This is a genomic window from Streptomyces sp. NPDC045022, assembly GCF_056432605.1.
In genome coordinates this window covers 267,043-281,586 of sequence record NZ_JBWKIR010000007.1, presented here as the reverse complement: position 1 = coordinate 281,586, position 14,544 = coordinate 267,043, and the positions used below count along the sequence as shown (strand labels likewise).

Genomic DNA, 14,544 nt, shown 5'->3' with positions numbered 1-14,544 from the left:
CGCCGATGAAGCCCAAGGAGCCGCCTTGTGCCCGTAAGCCCCGCACCCGCCCCAGCACCGCGTGGCCGCCGCCGGGAAGCCGAGCGCAACGACGAACGTCTGCTGGTCGCCGCGCACGAGGCGCTTTCGGAGGTCGGCTGGAACGTGTCCGTGGCCGAGATCGCCAGACGGGCCGGAATCGGGATGGGCAGCGTCTACCGCCGGTACCGGGGGAAGATACCGCTGGCCCAGCATGTCCGGGTCGTCAGCATGGAGCGGCTCACCGAGGCCGCCCGCCTGGCCGCCGAAGAGCAGGACGGCTGGGAGGCGCTGGTCCGTTTCATGCGTGATGCCGTCCGCACTCCGACCAGCAGCCTGCTGCCGCTGATCGGCGGCATCCTGCCCGGAACACCGGCGGTCGACGAGGCGTCGGCCCGGCTGCACACCGCCATCGATGCGCTCCTGGAACGCCCCCGGTCCGAAGGAGTGCTGCGGCAGGACGTCGGCGCGGCCGATCTCGTACTGCTTCTGGTGCACCTCAGGACGCGGATCCCCGGCCAGCCCGAGCGGATCCGCCAACTGCGGCTGCGCTACCTCCACATGGCCCTGGAGGGCATGCGCTGCGCATCCTCCTCGGAGCGCCCGGCGCTGCCCCCGCCATGCCCGGACTGGCAGGAGTTGCATCTGCTGTGGGACAAGCCGCCGGATCCGCGGGTGGGCCCGGCCGCGACGCTGGACGAGGAGAACGACGAGGGATGACCTGTCTCACTGCCTCGCGGCGTGCCACCGCCGCCCTGGTGCTGGCCCAGACGCTGGCCGTGCTCTACACGACCGGCTTCGTCTGGACGCTGCAGCTGATGGACTACCCCATGGTGGGCAGACTCCGGGAAGGCGCATCGGAGTCGTACATGGCCGCGCACAACCAGATGTTCTGGCGGGTCCTCGCGCCCGGCCTGCTGGTGGCCGGCGTGACATCGGTGCTGCTCGTGGTGGCCAGGGGCCCGGCGGTCCCGCTCTGGGCGGCGCTGGTGTCCGTGGTGCTGCTGATCCTGATCATGACGCTCTCCGGCGCCGTGGCCACGCCCGATCGGGTCGCACTCGCCCAGCATTTCTCGGCGTCCGTCCACACCCATCTGCTCCGCGTGAGCTGGGTCCGTACGGCGGCCTTCAGCGCTTGGAGCGGCCTGGACGCCTGGCTGGTCTGGCGACTCATGCGCTGACCGAAACCGAACCACCCAGACCCCTGTGGCCTGCGACGCGGATCATTCCGTCGCAGGCCACAGGCTTGTGTCGCCGATTCCCGTGAACGTTGCCCAGAAGTTTCGCAAGGCTCCTTGGCCAGACCTTGAGCGGACCTTGAGGCCGCGCCGAGAGCGTGGGCTCAGCCGGTGCGGCCCTCCCGCCGACGGCAGCTCCAAGATCTGTGTCCCTGTGCGCTCCGGCAGCCGACATTCCGGCCGTGATGCGAGGGGACGGACCTTTTACGGAAAGGCAGCCGATATGTCAGCGACGGACCCTGCCGCGGACTCCCACCGCGCAGTGGAGCCGGGGCCCGAGCCCACAGCCCCTCGCCGGGTGGTCATCACCGGCATCGGCGTGGTGGCACCCGGCGGCACGGGCACCAAGGCGTTCTGGGACCTCATCACGTCGGGGCGCACCGCGACCGGACGCATCTCCTTCTTCGATCCCTCACCGTACCGCTCGCAGATCGCGGCCGAGTGCGACTTCGACCCGGCGCTCCACGGGCTGACGCCGCGTGAGATCCGCCGCATGGACCGGGCGACCCAGTTCGCGGTCGTCGGCGCCGGCGAGGCGGTGCGCGACAGCGGCCTCGACTTCCAGGGCCCCGATCCGGCCCGGATCGGTGTCACCATCGGCAGCGCGGTCGGCGCGACCATGGGGCTGGAGGAGGAGTACGTCGTCCTCAGCGACAGCGGGCGCAAGTGGCTCGTCGACGCCGAGTACGGGGTGCCGCACCTGTACGGGCACTTCGTGCCCAGCAGCATCGCCTCCGAGGTCGCCTGGTCCGTGGGCGCCGAGGGTCCCGCGGCCGTCGTCTCGGCCGGTTGCACGTCCGGTCTCGACTCGGTCGGCTATGCCCGCGAGCTGATCGCCGAGGGCAGTGCGGACATCATGGTCGCCGGTGCCACCGACGCCCCGATCTCGCCGATCGCGGTCGCCTGCTTCGACGCCATCAAGGCGACCTCGCCGCGCAACGACGACGCGGAACACGCCTCCCGGCCGTTCGACAAGAGCCGCAACGGCTTTGTGCTGGGCGAGGGGGCGGCGGTCTTCGTCCTGGAGGAGTACGAGCACGCCCGGCGGCGCGGCGCGCACATCTACGCCGAGATCGCGGGCTTCGCGTCCCGCTGCAACGCCTTCCACATGACCGGACTGCGGCCGGACGGGCGGGAGATGGCGGTGGCCATCGAGACCGCACTGGCCGAGGCCCGGATGAACGCGGAGGACGTGAAGTACATCAATGCGCACGGCTCCGGTACCAAGCAGAACGACCGCCACGAGACGGCCGCGTTCAAGCACAGCCTCGGCCGGCACGCGTACGACGTGCCGGTCAGCTCCATCAAGTCGATGATCGGCCACTCCCTCGGGGCGATCGGCTCCATCGAGATCGCCGCCTGCGCGCTGGCGATCGAGCACGGAGTCGTGCCGCCCACCGCGAACCTGCACACTCCCGACCCGGAGTGCGACCTCGACTACGTACCCCACACCGCCCGCGAACAGCGGGTGGACACGGCGCTCACCGTCGGGAGCGGATTCGGCGGATTCCAGAGCGCCATGGTGCTGACCCGGCCCTCGGAGAGGAAGACGGCATGACCGAGTCCGTAGCGGTGACAGGCATCGGCGTGGTCGCGCCGAACGGTCTGGGCACCGAGCAGTTCTGGTCCGCGACGCAGAAGGGGATCAGCGGCATCGACCGGATCAGCCGCTACGACCCCAGTTCCTATCCGACCCAACTCGCCGGTGAGGTCACGGACTTCGAGGCCCGGGAGCATCTGGCGAGCCGACTGCTGCCGCAGACCGACCGGATGACGCAGATGGCCCTCGTGGCCTCGGACTGGGCGCTGGCCGACGCGGACCTGGACCCCGCAGCGGTGCCCGAGTTCGACATGGGCGTGGTGACGGCCAGTGCCTCCGGCGGCTTCGAGTTCGCCCAGAACGAGCTGCAGAAGCTGTGGAGCAAGGGACCCGAGTACGTCAGCGCGTACCAGTCCTTCGCCTGGTTCTACGCCGTCAACACCGGCCAGATCTCCATTCGTCACGGCATGCGCGGTCCCAGCGGCGTGCTGGTCACCGACCAGGCCGGTGGCCTGGACGCGCTCGGCCACGCACGGCGGCACATACGCAAGGGGACCGGCGTGGTGATATCCGGTGGCGTGGACGCCTCCCTGTCGCCGTGGGGCCTGGTCTCCCAGCTGAGCACCGGACGTCTGAGCACCACCGTCGACCCCGAGCGTGCCTATGCGCCGTTCGACGCCTCCGCGGACGGTTATCTGCCCGGCGAGGGCGGCGCGATCCTCGTCCTCGAGCGTGAGGGCGGGGCGCGGGAGCGCGGCGCGCGGGTCTACGGCACCATCGCCGGCTACGGCGCGACGTTCGACCCCAAGCCCGGCTCCGGCCGTGAACCAGGGCTCCGCCGTGCCATCGAAGCGGCGCTGGCCGACGCGCAGGTGACCCCTGCGGCCATCGACGTCGTCTTCGCGGACGCTGCCGGAGTAATCGATCTGGACCGGGCGGAGGCGGCGGCGCTGAGCGCGGTCTTCGGCCCGAACGCGGTGCCGGTCACCGCCCCGAAGACGATGACCGGCCGCCTCTACTCGGGCGCGGCGTCGCTGGACGCGGCGACGGCCCTGCTCGCCATGCGGGACGGCGTGGTCCCGCCCACCCTGCGCGTCACCGACCAGGCCGCGGACTGTGCGATCGACCTGGTCCGGGACACCGCGCGCGAGATGACGGTGAACCACGCGCTGGTGGTCGCCCGCGGGCACGGCGGATTCAACGCGGCCATGGTGCTGCGCGCCCCTGATGCCAACTGACCTGTTCTTTTCCCGACCTGACGTATCGAGTCACCGAAACGAGGACACCACCCATGAGCGCACGTGAACTGACCATCGACGACCTGACCCGCATCCTGCGCGAGAGCGCCGGTGAGGACGAGGGCGTCGATCTCGACGGGGACATTCTGGACACCCTGTTCGCCGACCTCGGATACGACTCCCTGGCCCTGCTGGAGGCCTCCAGCCGGATCGAGCGCGAGTTCGGCGTCAAGCTCTCCGACGACGCGGTGAGCGAGGCAGAGACCCCGCGCCTGCTGCTGGCGGCCGCCAACGGGGCGGTCCCGACCACCGCTCAGGCCGCATGAGCCGGGGGCCTGCCGCCGCCCCGCGGCAGGCCCCCGTACTCCGTCCCCCCGCCTCGCCGGCAACGAACCTCATCGACGCGAGAAGAGAGAGCACAGCATGGCCAACGAAACACCCACCACGGTCATCGTCACCGGTGGCACCAGCGGAATCGGACTCGCGGTCACGGAGAGCCTGGCCGCCGCCGGAGCCAGGGTCTTCATCTGCGCCCGCAACGCGGAGGATCTGGACGTCACCATAAAGGGCCTGCGCGAGCGGGACCTCGAGGTGGACGGCACGACCTGTGACGTCCGCTCGCGGGACGAGGTGCGTAGCTTCGTCGAGGCGGCGGTGGAGCGCTACGGCACCATCGACACCCTCGTCAACAACGCGGGGCGCAGCGGCGGTGGCGTCACCGCCGACCTCGACGACGACACCTGGTACGACGTCATGGACACCAACCTCAACAGCGTCTTCCTCATGACGCGCGAGGTGCTCACCACGGGCGGCATGCGCGACAAGGAGCGTGGCCGCATCGTCAACATCGCCTCCACCGGCGGCAAGCAGGGTGTCGTCCTCGGGGCGCCCTACTCGGCGTCCAAGCACGGCGTCATCGGGTTCACCAAGGCGCTGGGCCTCGAACTCGCGAAGTCCGGGATCACGGTGAACGCGGTCTGCCCCGGCTATGTCGAGACACCCATGGCACAACAGGTGCGTGCCAACTACGCGCGTATCTGGGACACCGAGGAGGAAGCGGTCCTGGAACGGTTCGAGACCAAGATCCCGCTGGGGCGCTACTCCACCCCGCAGGAGGTGGCCGGCCTGGTCGGCTATCTGCTCTCGGATCTCGCGGCCTCGATCACCGCCCAGGCCCTCAACGTGTGCGGCGGGCTCGGCAACTACTGATGCGAACCGACGTGTACTCACCCCGGATGACAAGGAGCCCCGTGCGATGACCGATGTACGGCACACCATCACCGCCGCCGCCGCACCCCAGACCGTGTACGCCCTGCTCGCCGATGCCGCACAGTGGCCCGTCGACTTCGCCCCGACCATCCATGTGGAACAGCTGGAGCGTCCGGAGGGGAACAGCGGGACCGAGCGCATCCGCATCTGGGCGCTCGCGGGAGACACGGTCAAGGCCTGGACCTCCCGCCGTGAACTGGACCCGGAGGGGCTGCGCATCAGCTTCCACCAGGAGGTCTCCCAGCCGCCGGTCAAGGCGATGTCCGGCGCGTGGACGCTCAAGGCGCTCCCGGACGGCGGCACCGAGATCGCTCTCGACCACAGCTACCAGGCGGTCGACGACGATCCGGCCGCGACGGCCTGGATCGCCGAGGTCACCGACCGCAACAGCCGCGCCGAGCTGGAGAACCTGAAGGCGCTCGCCGAGCAGGCCGCCACGCAGTCGGCGCGCCGACTGACCTTCGAGGACACCATCGTGGTGGAGGGCGGCCGGGCGGACGACGCGTACGCCTTCCTCTACGAGGCGTCGCGGTGGCCGGACCGGCTGCCGCACGTGTCCCGGATGGACCTCGTGGAGGACGAACCAGGCGTCCAGGTCATGGAGATGGACTCCATCACCGCGGCCGGCGACCGGCACACGACCAAGTCCGTACGGGTCTGCTTCGCCGCCGACCGCATCGTCTACAAGCAGACAGTGGTACCGCCGCTGCTGACTGCCCACACCGGTGAGTGGCGGGTGGTGGCCGTCGACGGCGGCATCGCCATCACCTCGCAGCACACCGTGGTGATCAACACCGAGGCCGTGGCAGGCGTCCTGGGCGAGACCGCGACGGTGGCCGACGCCCTCGAGTTCGCCCGGACCGCGCTCACCGGCAACAGCCGGATCACCCTGGAGCACGCCCGCGCATTCGCCCAGGGTGATCCGGTCCTCGCCCTGGGAGACTGAACGAACCGCATGGAGTCCGCCGTCGCCGTCCGATGGGCGTACGCGGGGGTGGACCCACGCACCCGGGCCAGAGAACTGCTGAAAGGTCTCGCCGCGGAGGTCTCGGCCGTCCGGCCGGCCGATGTCGTGATCGGCCGGGCGGCGTCGGGCCGACCCGAACTGTCCGGGGCCGCCACCGGGCTGTGCGCCAGTGTGAGCCACACCCGGGGAGTCGTCGCCGTCGCGATCACCAGGCCGCACGCGGAGCTCTCCGGCATCGGAGTGGACGTGGAAGCGATACGCCCGCTCGACGCGGTCGCACTCGCCGAGCGGTGGTTCACCCCCGGCGAGGCGTCCTGGGTCCTGGCCCTGCCGTCCGCACTGCGCCCGGTCGGTCTGCTGCACCTGTGGACGCGCAAGGAGTCGGCGGGGAAGGCGGTCGGCCGAGGACTCGCGGGTGGCGGACTGCGCAGGCCGGTGGGAAGTCCGCCACCAGGCATGTTCCCACGCAACTCCCGGCAGTTGACACCGCTGCCGGGCGACAGGGAACTCGCGGCCACCGTCCTGCCGGGCCCGCCTGGCTACGTGCTGTCCTGCGCCGCCCGTGGCCCCGCCGCCAAGACCGCGACCGCCGATGTCACGGGAGACCCGCACACACGATCCGCGTGCGATCTCCACAGTCAACGCGATCCACGCAGAAAGGGCGAAAACGATGCGAACTGCTGACGACACCGTCTCTCACCAACGGCTTGCCGAGCTGCGCGAGATCAAGGAGGCGGTCCGGGAGGGCCCGGATCCGGCCGCCACGGAACGCCAGCACGCCAAGGGCAAACTCACCGCCTATGAGCGAATCGAACTACTGCTGGACGAAGGCTCGTTCACCGAGATCGAGGCGCTCCGCAGGCATCGCGCCACCGGTTTCGGTCTGGAGCAGCGGCGCCCCCACACGGACGGGGTGGTGACCGGCTGGGGCACGGTGCACGGCCGTACGGTCTTCGTCTACGCCCACGACTTCCGGATCTTCGGCGGCGCCCTGGGCGAGGCCCACGCCACGAAGATCCACAAGATCATGGACATGGCCATCGCGGCCGGTGCGCCGCTGGTCTCCCTGAACGACGGGGCGGGCGCCCGCATCCAGGAAGGCGTCAGTGCCCTCGCCGGCTACGGCGGCATCTTTCAACGCAACACCAAGGCGTCGGGCGTGATCCCGCAGATCTCGGTGATGCTCGGCCCGTGCGCGGGCGGCGCGGCCTACAGCCCGGCGCTCACCGACTTCGTCTTCATGGTCCGCGACACGTCCCAGATGTTCATCACCGGACCCGACGTGGTGCGCGCGGTCACGGGTGAAGAGATCAGCCAGAACGGTCTCGGCGGCGCCGATGTGCACGCGGCCACCTCCGGTGTGGCGCACGCCGCGTACGACGACGAGGAGTCCTGCCTGGAGGACGTGCGCTACCTTCTGTCGCTCCTGCCCTCCAACAACCGTGAACTCCCGCCTGCCGAGGCGTGCGCGGATCCGGCCGACCGGCGCACCGACGCCCTGCGCGACCTGGTGCCGCAGGACCCCAACCGTGCCTACGACATGCGCGAGGTGATCGAGGAGATCGTCGACGACGGCGAGTTCTTCGAGGTGCACTCCGCGTGGTCCACCAACATCCTCTGTGTACTTGCCCGGCTCGACGGCCAGGTGGTCGGCATTGTCGCCAACCAGCCGTCCTCGCTCGCGGGCGTACTGGACATCGGAGCGTCGGAGAAGGGCGCCCGCTTCATCCAGTTGTGCGATGCGTTCAGCATCCCGTTGGTCTCCCTTGTCGACGTACCCGGGTTTCTGCCTGGGGTGAGCCAGGAGCACGGCGGCGTCATCCGGCACGGCGCGAAGCTGTTGTACGCCTACTGCAACGCCACGGTCCCGCGGGTCCAGCTGATCCTGCGCAAGGCGTACGGCGGCGCGTACATCGTCATGGATTCCCGGTCCATCGGGGCCGACATCTCGTTGGCGTGGCCGTCGAACGAGATCGCGGTGATGGGCGCGGAGGGCGCGGCGAACGTGATCTTCCGTCGTGAGATCGCGGCGGCCTCCGACCCGGAGGCGGTGCGACGGCAGAAGATCAAGGAGTATCAGACGGAGCTGATGCACCCCTACTACGCGGCGGAACGCGGGCTGGTGGATGACGTCATCGACCCGGGCGACACCCGGACGTGCCTGATCCGCTCCCTCGCGATGCTGCGCGGCAAGCACGCCGACCTGCCGTCGCGCAAGCACGGCAACCCTCCGCTGTGAGGGCGGGCGGTCCGGACTGCGTCCGGGTGCTCCACGGGAATCCGAGCGACGAGGATCTGGCCGTGCTCGCGGTCGTGTTGCGCGCCGCGACGGGGCACCCCGCGGCGGTACCGGACCGGCCCAGCGCCCTGAAGGCCGGCTGGGGAGATACACAGCAGGGTCGGTGCTGGTCAGCGGGCTCGTGGAGAGCCTCATCAGGGGGATGGGAGAGGGGGAGGCGTGGTGCGTAAGGTGCTCATCGCCAATCGTGGCGAAATCGCTGTCCGCGTCGCTCGTGCGTGCCGGGATGCCGGAATCGCCAGTGTGGCGGTGTACGCGGAGCCGGACCGGGACGCGTTGCATGTACGCGCGGCCGACGAAGCCTATGCCCTGGGGGGAGACACCCCGGCGGCAAGCTATCTGGACATGGCCAAGGTCCTGGCGGCGGCCGCGGAATCGGGGGCCGACGCGGTCCACCCGGGCTACGGCTTCCTGTCGGAGAACGCGGACTTCGCGCAGGCCGTGCTGGACGCGGGGCTGACGTGGATCGGCCCGCCGCCGCAGGCCATCCGGGATCTGGGGGACAAGGTCGCCGCCCGGCACATCGCACAGCGGGCGGGTGCGCCGCTGGTGGCGGGCACGGCGGATCCGGTGGCCGGGGCGGAGGAGGTGGTGGCCTTCGCGAGGGAGCACGGGCTGCCGGTCGCCATCAAGGCCGCCTTCGGCGGGGGCGGCCGGGGCCTGAAGGTGGCCCGCACACTGGAGGAAGTACCGGAGCTGTATGAGTCGGCGGTGCGTGAGGCGGTGGCCGCCTTCGGGCGGGGCGAGTGCTTCGTGGAGCGTTATCTGGACCGGCCGCGGCATGTGGAGACGCAGTGCCTGGCCGATGCGTACGGCAATGTGGTGGTCGTCTCCACCCGGGACTGTTCGCTGCAGCGCCGTCACCAGAAGCTGGTGGAGGAGGCCCCCGCACCGTTCCTGACGGATGCACAGAACGACCAGCTGTACGTCGCCTCGAAGGCCATCCTGCGGGAGGCCGGGTATGTGGGAGCGGGCACCGTGGAGTTCCTGGTCGGGATGGACGGGACGATCTCCTTCCTGGAGGTCAACACCAGGCTGCAGGTGGAGCATCCGGTGACCGAGGAGGTCACCGGTATCGATCTGGTCCGGGAGATGTTCCGTATCGCCGACGGCGAGGCGCTGGGGTACGACGATCCGCCGGTGCGAGGCCACGCCTTCGAGTTCCGGATCAACGGTGAGGATCCGGGACGGGGGTTCTTGCCGGCGCCGGGGACCGTGACACGGTTCGCCGCCCCGTCGGGGCCGGGTGTGCGGCTGGACGCGGGGGTGGAGTCCGGAAGCGTGATCGGTCCGGCGTGGGACTCGCTGCTGGCGAAGTTGATCGTGACGGGGGCCAGCCGTGAGCAGGCCCTGCAGCGGGCGGCCCGGGCCCTGGGGGAGCTGCGAGTGGAGGGGATGGCCACAGCGATTCCGTTCCATCGGGCGGTCGTTGCCGATGAGGACTACACCAGCAGTCCCTTCAGGGTTCACACGCGGTGGATCGAGACGGAGTTCGTCAACGAGATCCCGGTGTTCGCCGGTGCCGCGGCGGACACCGAAGGAGAACCCGCCCGCGAAACCGTCGTCGTCGAGGTTGCCGGCCGGCGGCTGGAGGTATCGCTTCCTGCCTCCCGGGGGATGGCCGTCCCGTCCAGCGCCGGTGTTGCCAAGCCCAAGCGGGGGACGGTGAAGACGAACCGGGCCGCTGCCTCGGGTGACTCGCTGACCTCCCCGATGCAGGGCACCATCGTCAAGGTCGCCGTCGAAGAGGGGCAGTCGGTCGCCGAGGGCGAGCTGATCGTCGTCATGGAGGCGATGAAGATGGAACAGCCCCTCACCGCTCACCGCTCAGGCACGGTGAAGGGCCTGACGGCCGAAGTCGGCGCCTCTCTCTCCTCGGGCGCACTCATCTGCGAGATAAAGGGCTGAGTCGCTCCTCTGGTGGCGCACCCCACATGAATCACGTGAGGTGCGCCACCTTGACCCCGCGCCTATGCCGCAGTTCTACGTGATTGATCCGGGCACAGACTCTCCGTCGGGAGCAGTAAAGAGGTGTCCCCGGAGAGAATTCGCTGGTGGATTTTGGTGACCTGTGGTGAAGGTTCTATTCCCAGTTCTTCCCGCAGGTTTCTGTGGAGTTTCCGGAATGTTTCAAGTGCTTGTGCCGCACGCCCCGAACGGTACTGGGAGACCATGAGAAGAGAATGAGTTCGCTCATGCAACGGGTCCTGAATTGCCAGTCCCGATAGTTCACCGATCAACTGGTGGTGACGGCCCAGGTGCAGATCGGCTTCGATGCGCTGCTCGACGGCGACCGTGCGGGATTCCTCCAGCGAGGTGCGGTGGGCCAGGAGCTGTGGCCCGATGCGGACATCCGCCAGTGCGGGGCCGCGCCATATCCGCAGAGCGCGCTGGAACGACAGCGCCGCTCGCTGGTAGTCGCCGTCCATGAGTTCCTGGCGTCCCAGCTCGGTGTGCCGAGCGAAGGAGTCGGCATCATGCACCCCTTCCCCCTGCGGTGACAGCTGGTAGCCCCAGCCCGTGTAAGGCAGTACGTCCTGGGCTACCTGCTCGGTGCTGATCTGTAATGTTGCGGCGAGCGAACGCCTCAGGAGGACGATGTAGGTCTGTATGACGGTCACTGCACTGGCCGGCGGATCGTGTTCCCACAGTTCGTCCACGAGTACCTCCATCGGTACGACGTGACCGGTGCGAGCGGCAAGCAGGGCGAGTAGCTGGCGAGGCTTCGGCGCGGTCGGTGCGGCTTCGCGCCCTGCCGATCTGACGGTGAGTGGCCCGAGTATTCCGATGTCCATTTTCCCCCTCGACTGCACGCTCAAGGCGCGACGCGTCGACATCGAGAACGAGGGAGTCGGCAACGTTGACGCTTCCCCCATGAGCGTTCGTTTGAACAATACGATAGTTAACCTGTCACCTGTCAAGGCGAATCGGAGTGCTACTAATCCGGTTCGCCCGCCTCGACGGCACACCGGGCATTACAGTTCCTTTACAAAAAAAATGCTGTTACTGGATGGTAATGAAGCTGTCGCGGATTCTCGGCGCGTTGGCCTTGATTCATCGAGGACGGGTGGTTGCCGGGCCGGCACAACGACAAACCCCAGGCCGCTGACCTGGGGTTTCAATCTGGAGCGGGTGACACGCATCGAGCCATCGACAGGAAAGGCCGTGGGGGTGTACGCGCCCTACCCTCTTCCCGGAACGGCGGAAAGGGGGAGAGTGGTGTTCACCACACCGTGCCGAGCGTCGACAGCAGGTCGCGCACGCGTGCCACCTGTGCCGGGCCCAGCTCCGGGTTCGGGGCCACGGAGGTGAAGAGCGGCGGACGCCAGTGCCACAGCTGGAAGGTGACGGTCCGCTCTCCCCCGTCCGCGGGCTGGTGGACCTGCGGAGGCGTCGAAGTGCGACCGGGATGTTTCCTGAGCAGCCGGTCCAGGTGGCTCATGGCTCCGCGTCGGGTGCCGGACGACGCGGAGCCCGGCGGACTCAGCGACTGGATCCAACAGCGGATCGAGGCCCGGCGCTTCCCGGCGGACCGCCAGGCCTACGAGGCGGGCTGCCGAGTCGGCTCGCCTCGGCCGTCGCTTGCCGTATGGGGGGCGTCAGCCGGCGGCCTTGGTGATGATGCGATCCATCTCCTCCTGGCCGAAGGCCCGCAGAGTCGTGGTACGGACGTTACCCACTCCGCCGAGCCGCAGGAGTGCCGCTGTCGCGGTTTCGTCGTCGGGCGCCTCCACCACGGCCACGAGGTCGTACGGACCGACGGTCCAGTAGATGTTCAGGAGCTTCGCCCCGACCTTCTGTGTGGCTGCGGCGAAGGCCTCGGCGCGTTTCGCAGTGTCCTTGTAGTTTCGGACCCCTTGATCGGTCCAGTTCAGCAACGCCACGTACGTCGGCATATTTCTTGCACCTCCACGGGGAGACATCGCGAGGCCAATCCTGGTCATCACTGCTGAACCCTGCACGAGGTGCGCACCCGAACGAGTACGACTGCGGACACCGGCAGATCGCAAGGGCTCCCAGCGGAGTGGGTGGTCCGGGTGGCGAGGTCGTGTCAGCGATCCCCAGGCCGGGCTCGCCTCCTGTCTACGGCTGTCCGGGGAAATCGCGCTCGTCGGTTCGGGTGACTGTCTGCGACGCCTTCGCCACCTGCTGCATGTGCCAGGCATGAATGGAGCCCTGCAACACGACGAGGCCGACGGCCGGTCACCGAAACCGGCCGCCCGCCCCCACGCGGCGCCCGGTTGGCGTCGGAAGAGAAGGGACACCGAATGCGCGTACTGCGCGCCTTCGCGGGGAGCGCCCTCGCATCGCTCCTCCTGCTCATCGGCATCTCCCCGGCGACCGCCCAGGCCGACCATCGCCCTGCGGGAAACGCCACGCAATGCCCGACCACTCACCGCGACCGCGGGTCGAACACCGCACCGCAGACGGAGTATCAGCGGTACTACCTCAACGACTGGCGGCTGGGACCGACATACCTGCCCCAGACAGGCGCCCTCGGCCGGATGCTGAGGGGCTATCACCGCACGGACCAAACCTCCGCATACTGGTTCCTCGGCTGCTACTGGCAGACGGATCCCAAGACGGGGAAGTCGGGCTGGTGGTATCCCGACAACAAGGGCTTCGTGCTGAAGAACGGCAAGCCGGACGAGCACCCCCTGACGCTCCGCAAGGGCCAGCTGGTCGACCTCTTCGGCAGCGGTTTCGGCAACTTCCTCGCTCCCGCGGGTACGCCGTACGCCAAGCGCGCGATTCCGCCGAGCAATCTCGACACCTACGTCAAGACCTACCCGTACAGTTACCACCTCTACCGGGTCGTCAAGCCGTTCACCGTCGAGGCCGGCCCGATCAGGCCCTGGTTCGGGCAGCCCGGACTCGGCCTCCAGTACGTGACGAAATCGAGCGTCTCCGACCTCGTCCTGTCGAAGTACCTGGACGCGTTGCCGGTAGCCTGACGCCTCAGATCCGGGGTGGCCTCGGACCTACCCCAGGGGCCACCTCGTCGAGCCGGGTGACGGGACGGACCTGATGGACAGCGCGGAACTCGTCGAAAGACTTCGCGAGGCGGACGTTCCCGAGCCGTTCTACGAGATCGCCGGTGTCCACGACGTTCCCGTCCAACCGGACGCCTATTACTTCCTGCGCCGTGAGGCGGATGCCTGGACCGTCGGCCTGCGTCAACGCTCCGAGGACAGTGTCATTCGGCGTTTCGGCACGGAAGCCGAAGCCTGCGAATACCTCTACGACACGCTCACGCAGACGCCGCCTCCCCCTTCAGGGGCCGCGGAACCCCTGGAGAAGCTCCTCGCGAACGCCGATGAGATCCAGCGGCAGGCATGGGAAGACTTCTACGGTCGCCGTGGGCCGGCTGACGAAGGCTGACCACGGGGCGCCCCTCGCGGGACGGCGGGCACCTGACATGCTCGCCGCGCGCTCATCGGCCTTCAGTACCAGAAGGCCTTGGCCACGGCGTTGCCCGCCGTGGCCGCGTTCGAGTAGAAGGTCCGCAGGTCGGTGTGGTGGGTGAGGAACCAGCCCTTGACCTCGGCTTCGTCGAAGGCGGAATAGGGGGGAAGGACCTTCGGCCGGGCAGCGTCCCAGAGGTCGTCGAAGGACGCCGCACGCAGGAAGTTCGCTGCATCCCGTACCTCGGTAGGGTCGGCTGTCACGAACGGCGCCTGACTGTGGGTGGCGTGGTAAACCGGGGTGCCGCCGAAGACGGGCAGCTCCCAGTCGTGGGCGCCGTGTGGCGTGCGGGCTGCCGCGTAGACCTCGTTGAGGGCGTGGAAGTGGTAGGCCACAGCTTCGGCGATGCCGGCCCGGCGTTCGGCCTGGAAGCGGTCGAGGGCCTCCCCCATGACCTGCTCCAGCCAAGGCCAGTCCTCCCGTATTTCGGACTCAGGCATGGCACGCAGCTGCATCTTGACGCTCATGTCGCGCATTCTGGCGCAGGCCACTGACAACGCCTGGCCCAC

17 protein-coding genes are annotated in these 14,544 nt (G+C 68.9%); 13 read left to right on the top strand and 4 right to left on the bottom strand.

Annotated elements, in window-relative coordinates:
- The first annotated feature begins 27 nt into the window (after window positions 1-27).
- The 11 genes from AC07C1_RS16015 to AC07C1_RS15965 all read left to right on the top strand — a co-directional run bounded on the left by AC07C1_RS16015 (window position 28) and on the right by AC07C1_RS15965 (window position 10,477).
- Window positions 28-738, top strand: coding sequence for a TetR/AcrR family transcriptional regulator (locus AC07C1_RS16015; protein ID WP_478939357.1), 711 nt, complete (start codon window positions 28-30; stop codon window positions 736-738).
- Complete coding sequence (locus AC07C1_RS16010; protein ID WP_478939355.1) at window positions 735-1,199, top strand: hypothetical protein; 465 nt, start codon at window positions 735-737, stop codon at window positions 1,197-1,199. Before AC07C1_RS16015 ends, AC07C1_RS16010 begins: the two co-directional genes overlap by 4 nt.
- A 280-nt stretch (window positions 1,200-1,479) precedes the next feature.
- Window positions 1,480-2,814, top strand: coding sequence for a beta-ketoacyl-[acyl-carrier-protein] synthase family protein (locus AC07C1_RS16005; protein ID WP_478939353.1), 1,335 nt, complete (start codon window positions 1,480-1,482; stop codon window positions 2,812-2,814).
- A complete protein-coding gene (locus AC07C1_RS16000) occupies window positions 2,811-4,034 on the top strand; it encodes a ketosynthase chain-length factor (protein ID WP_478939351.1) in 1,224 nt (407 codons plus the stop codon). Before AC07C1_RS16005 ends, AC07C1_RS16000 begins: the two co-directional genes overlap by 4 nt.
- Window positions 4,035-4,087: 53 nt before the next feature.
- A complete protein-coding gene (locus AC07C1_RS15995) occupies window positions 4,088-4,360 on the top strand; it encodes an acyl carrier protein (RefSeq protein WP_478939349.1) in 273 nt (90 codons plus the stop codon).
- 97 nt (window positions 4,361-4,457) lie between these two features.
- The gene (gene fabG / locus AC07C1_RS15990) at window positions 4,458-5,243 is read left to right on the top strand and encodes a 3-oxoacyl-ACP reductase FabG (protein ID WP_478939347.1); all 786 of its coding nucleotides are present in this window, start codon (window positions 4,458-4,460) and stop codon (window positions 5,241-5,243) included.
- Between the two features lie 46 nt (window positions 5,244-5,289).
- The gene (locus AC07C1_RS15985; protein ID WP_478939345.1) at window positions 5,290-6,249 is read left to right on the top strand and encodes an aromatase/cyclase; all 960 of its coding nucleotides are present in this window, start codon (window positions 5,290-5,292) and stop codon (window positions 6,247-6,249) included.
- Between the two features lie 9 nt (window positions 6,250-6,258).
- A complete protein-coding gene (locus AC07C1_RS15980) occupies window positions 6,259-6,954 on the top strand; it encodes a 4'-phosphopantetheinyl transferase family protein (protein WP_478939343.1) in 696 nt (231 codons plus the stop codon).
- Entirely contained in the window at window positions 6,941-8,509 is a 1,569-nt protein-coding gene (locus AC07C1_RS15975) for an acyl-CoA carboxylase subunit beta (protein ID WP_478939341.1), read from the top strand. The genes AC07C1_RS15980 and AC07C1_RS15975 overlap by 14 nt, the downstream gene beginning before the upstream one ends.
- The gene (locus AC07C1_RS15970) at window positions 8,428-8,739 is read left to right on the top strand and encodes an acyl-CoA carboxylase subunit epsilon (RefSeq protein WP_478939339.1); all 312 of its coding nucleotides are present in this window, start codon (window positions 8,428-8,430) and stop codon (window positions 8,737-8,739) included. Before AC07C1_RS15975 ends, AC07C1_RS15970 begins: the two co-directional genes overlap by 82 nt.
- Complete coding sequence (locus AC07C1_RS15965) at window positions 8,732-10,477, top strand: acetyl/propionyl/methylcrotonyl-CoA carboxylase subunit alpha (protein WP_478939337.1); 1,746 nt, start codon at window positions 8,732-8,734, stop codon at window positions 10,475-10,477. Before AC07C1_RS15970 ends, AC07C1_RS15965 begins: the two co-directional genes overlap by 8 nt.
- Window positions 10,478-10,539: 62 nt before the next feature.
- Here AC07C1_RS15965 and AC07C1_RS15960 read toward each other — a convergent pair whose 3' ends face one another.
- From AC07C1_RS15960 to AC07C1_RS15950, 3 genes are all read right to left on the bottom strand, one after another.
- Window positions 10,540-11,364 (bottom strand): AfsR/SARP family transcriptional regulator, encoded by an 825-nt coding sequence (locus tag AC07C1_RS15960; RefSeq protein ID WP_478939335.1) that lies wholly within the window; start codon window positions 11,362-11,364, stop codon window positions 10,540-10,542.
- A 428-nt stretch (window positions 11,365-11,792) separates the two neighbouring features.
- Window positions 11,793-12,011 carry a hypothetical protein gene (locus tag AC07C1_RS15955; RefSeq protein ID WP_478939334.1) on the bottom strand — a complete coding sequence of 73 codons (219 nt, stop codon included), beginning with the start codon at window positions 12,009-12,011 and terminating at the stop codon, window positions 11,793-11,795.
- Between the two features lie 157 nt (window positions 12,012-12,168).
- Window positions 12,169-12,465 carry a GYD domain-containing protein gene (locus tag AC07C1_RS15950; protein ID WP_478939332.1) on the bottom strand — a complete coding sequence of 99 codons (297 nt, stop codon included), beginning with the start codon at window positions 12,463-12,465 and terminating at the stop codon, window positions 12,169-12,171.
- Between the two features lie 372 nt (window positions 12,466-12,837).
- Here AC07C1_RS15950 and AC07C1_RS15945 point away from each other — a divergent pair, with 372 nt between their 5' ends.
- Complete coding sequence (locus AC07C1_RS15945; protein ID WP_478939330.1) at window positions 12,838-13,524, top strand: TNT domain-containing protein; 687 nt, start codon at window positions 12,838-12,840, stop codon at window positions 13,522-13,524.
- 73 nt (window positions 13,525-13,597) lie between these two features.
- Complete coding sequence (locus AC07C1_RS15940) at window positions 13,598-13,951, top strand: hypothetical protein (RefSeq protein WP_478939328.1); 354 nt, start codon at window positions 13,598-13,600, stop codon at window positions 13,949-13,951.
- Window positions 13,952-14,013: 62 nt separating this feature from the next.
- Here the strand turns inward: AC07C1_RS15940 and AC07C1_RS15935 are convergent, their stop codons facing one another.
- Window positions 14,014-14,502, bottom strand: coding sequence for a DUF1877 family protein (locus AC07C1_RS15935; RefSeq protein WP_478939327.1), 489 nt, complete (start codon window positions 14,500-14,502; stop codon window positions 14,014-14,016).
- Window positions 14,503-14,544: the final 42 nt, after the last annotated feature.

Bases quoted from the DNA above. Each gene is read 5' to 3' on its own strand.
- AC07C1_RS16010 (WP_478939355.1), top strand. From the start codon at position 735: ATGACCTGTCTCACTGCCTCGCGGCGTGCCACCGCCGCCCTGGTGCTG.
- AC07C1_RS16005 (WP_478939353.1), top strand. From the start codon at position 1,480: ATGTCAGCGACGGACCCTGCCGCGGACTCCCACCGCGCAGTGGAGCCG.
- AC07C1_RS16000 (WP_478939351.1), top strand. From the start codon at position 2,811: ATGACCGAGTCCGTAGCGGTGACAGGCATCGGCGTGGTCGCGCCGAAC.
- AC07C1_RS15995 (WP_478939349.1), top strand. From the start codon at position 4,088: ATGAGCGCACGTGAACTGACCATCGACGACCTGACCCGCATCCTGCGC.
- fabG (WP_478939347.1), top strand. From the start codon at position 4,458: ATGGCCAACGAAACACCCACCACGGTCATCGTCACCGGTGGCACCAGC.
- AC07C1_RS15985 (WP_478939345.1), top strand. From the start codon at position 5,290: ATGACCGATGTACGGCACACCATCACCGCCGCCGCCGCACCCCAGACC.
- AC07C1_RS15980 (WP_478939343.1), top strand. From the start codon at position 6,259: ATGGAGTCCGCCGTCGCCGTCCGATGGGCGTACGCGGGGGTGGACCCA.
- AC07C1_RS15975 (WP_478939341.1), top strand. From the start codon at position 6,941: ATGCGAACTGCTGACGACACCGTCTCTCACCAACGGCTTGCCGAGCTG.
- AC07C1_RS15960 (WP_478939335.1), bottom strand. From the start codon at position 11,364: ATGGACATCGGAATACTCGGGCCACTCACCGTCAGATCGGCAGGGCGC.
- AC07C1_RS15955 (WP_478939334.1), bottom strand. From the start codon at position 12,011: ATGAGCCACCTGGACCGGCTGCTCAGGAAACATCCCGGTCGCACTTCG.
- AC07C1_RS15950 (WP_478939332.1), bottom strand. From the start codon at position 12,465: ATGCCGACGTACGTGGCGTTGCTGAACTGGACCGATCAAGGGGTCCGA.
- AC07C1_RS15945 (WP_478939330.1), top strand. From the start codon at position 12,838: ATGCGCGTACTGCGCGCCTTCGCGGGGAGCGCCCTCGCATCGCTCCTC.
- AC07C1_RS15940 (WP_478939328.1), top strand. From the start codon at position 13,598: ATGGACAGCGCGGAACTCGTCGAAAGACTTCGCGAGGCGGACGTTCCC.
- AC07C1_RS15935 (WP_478939327.1), bottom strand. From the start codon at position 14,502: ATGAGCGTCAAGATGCAGCTGCGTGCCATGCCTGAGTCCGAAATACGG.